At 28.6% G+C, this 2,170-nt stretch carries 4 protein-coding genes; all 4 read left to right on the top strand.

The features are described from left to right. On the top strand, positions 1 to 550 hold a 550-nt coding region (locus KKC53_01355; GenBank protein ID MBU2597816.1), incomplete at its 5' end, for an ABC transporter permease. A gap of 253 nt (positions 551 to 803) precedes the next feature. Further along, the gene (locus tag KKC53_01350; GenBank protein ID MBU2597815.1) at positions 804 to 1,595 is read left to right on the top strand and encodes a DUF4065 domain-containing protein; all 792 of its coding nucleotides are present in this window, start codon (positions 804 to 806) and stop codon (positions 1,593 to 1,595) included. Then, complete coding sequence (locus KKC53_01345) at positions 1,579 to 1,950, top strand: hypothetical protein (GenBank protein MBU2597814.1); 372 nt, start codon at positions 1,579 to 1,581, stop codon at positions 1,948 to 1,950. Before KKC53_01350 ends, KKC53_01345 begins: the two co-directional genes overlap by 17 nt. 106 nt (positions 1,951 to 2,056) lie before the next feature. After that, positions 2,057 to 2,170: nucleotidyltransferase (locus tag KKC53_01340; protein ID MBU2597813.1), on the top strand; the 114-nt coding region annotated here is incomplete at its 3' end.

Here is a 2,170-nt window from a genome sequence, read left to right as displayed (position 1 = left end):
TTCAAGTATCCCATTTATTGGAAGAATATTTTTTCAACATGACTTATTAGTTTATTTAACATATATTATTATTCCTCTCTCCTGGTTTATTATGTATAAAACCAAACCAGGATTACATCTGAGAGCAGTAGGAGAGGATCCTGCAACAGCTGACTCTTTAGGAGTAAATATTTACAGAATAAGATATATCTATGTTTTAATTGGGGGTATGTTTTCAGGATTAGCTGGTGCCTATCTATCATTAGCTTATGCTCCTACATGGATAGAAAATATGACTGCAGGCAAAGGTTGGATAGCTATAGCTTTAGTTATATTTGCGACCTGGGATCCTTTTAGAGCAGTTTTAGGAGCGTATCTATTTGGAGGTGTAGAAGCTTTTCAATATAGAATTCAAGCATTGGGTACAACCATTCCATCTTTCTTCTTAAAGATGTTTCCTTACATTTTCACTATTATAGTTTTAGTTATTGCAACTCAAGAAACAATAAGGAGAAGAATTGGAGCTCCTGCCAATTTGGGACTCCCATACTATCGAGGAGAAAGAAAGTGATTACGCTAAATATATAGTAAAACATTTGAAAGGAGAATACCAAGTTATAGAAAAAGTAGGTCCTGTGACTTTGTTTAAAGTGTTTAATTATCTCAGAAAGGCAAAGGTTTAATCTTTCGCCTTTCTTAATTTTTAAGCAGGCGGGTGTTAAAATAAAAATATTAAAATTAATTATGTTTAGAAATCTAACAATAATTTGACAGAATATCTTACATTAAGTATAATAATCATGATTTATTAACAAGGAGGCAAAATGACTGAGATCTATAAAAATCTTGGTAAAAGAATAAAATTCTTGAGAGAAAAATTAGAGATAAGTCAAGAAAGACTTGCTGAATTAATGAGTGTTTCAAGACCCACAATATCTCAAATAGAAAATGGAGCAAGAAAAGTTTCAACTGATGAATTAATAAGATTTTCTGAAATATTTAATCTTTCTGTGGAAATTTTATTGGCTTTTAAAAAGGAACAAGAAGTTTTTTTAGAAAATATAAAAAATAAAGCGAGCATAGAACATCAAATTAGAATAAATGTTCCCCAGAAAAATCAAGAGAAATTCAAAGAGGTTTTTCTTTACATATTAAATAAGGTTGGCTCAAAACCAAATGTTGGGGAAACCACAATCTATAAATTTCTTTACTTTATAGATTTAGATTACTATGAAAAGTATGAGGAGCAGTTAATAGGAGCAACTTACAAAAAAAACGTATATGGACCAACGCCAATAGAATTTAAAAAGATTATAGATAAAATGATTGAAGAAAAAGAAATTACTAAAATTAAGAGCAAATATTTTAGGTATCCTCAAACTAAGTATCTACCACTGAGAAAACCAGATATTAATAAGTTAAAATCTACTGAAATTGAATTAATTAATAATGTATTGAATAGACTTTCTGATATGAATGCTACTCAAATAAGCATATATTCACATAACGATGTTCCTTGGTTAACTACAGAAAATCAAGAAATAATTGAATATGAGGCTGTTTTCTATAGGACACCCCAATACTCAGTGAGAGAGTGTCATGAAAGTATTCAATAAGAGAGAAAATCTTCCTGAATTTGACAAGGACATGAAAAAGTTAAAAAAGAAATATGGAACACTTGAAGATGATTTGGAAATTTTTATTAATTCAGGATTAAAAGCCTACCATAAAATAGGATTGGACTATAAAGGTATTTTTAAATTAACAGGTTTAAAAATAGATTATCCTAAAATATATAAGGCAACAAAGTTTGCATGTAAATCTTTAAAGGGAAAAGGAAGCAAGTCGGGGATTAGAGTAATATATGCATATTACGAGGACATGGATAAAATTGAGTTTATAGAAATTTATTACAAAGGTGATAAAGAAAATGAGGATAGAGAGAGAATAAAAAGATATTACGGTAAATAAGTTCTACATCTACAATATAGACTTTTAAAAAGGCAGGGGATTTATTCTCTTGCTTTTTAAATTATTATATAATTATAAAGGTGAATTTTAAACAGGAGAATAGGAAATGAATAAAGAAGAAATTAAAAAAATCATAAATGAACACAAAAATATTTTAAAAAAATATAAAGTTAAATCTATTGCTCTATTTGGTTCGTTTGTAAGAAATGAGCAAAAAGGA

Source organism: Actinomycetota bacterium (assembly GCA_018830725.1).
GTDB lineage: Bacteria > Actinomycetota > Humimicrobiia > JAHJRV01 > JAHJRV01 > JAHJRV01.
This window is presented reverse-complemented; position numbering and strand designations above follow the sequence as displayed.

Coding starts and splice junctions, on each gene's coding strand:
- KKC53_01345 (MBU2597814.1), top strand. CDS start 1,579: ATGAAAGTATTCAATAAGAGAGAAAATCTTCCTGAATTTGACAAGGAC.
- KKC53_01350 (MBU2597815.1), top strand. CDS start 804: ATGACTGAGATCTATAAAAATCTTGGTAAAAGAATAAAATTCTTGAGA.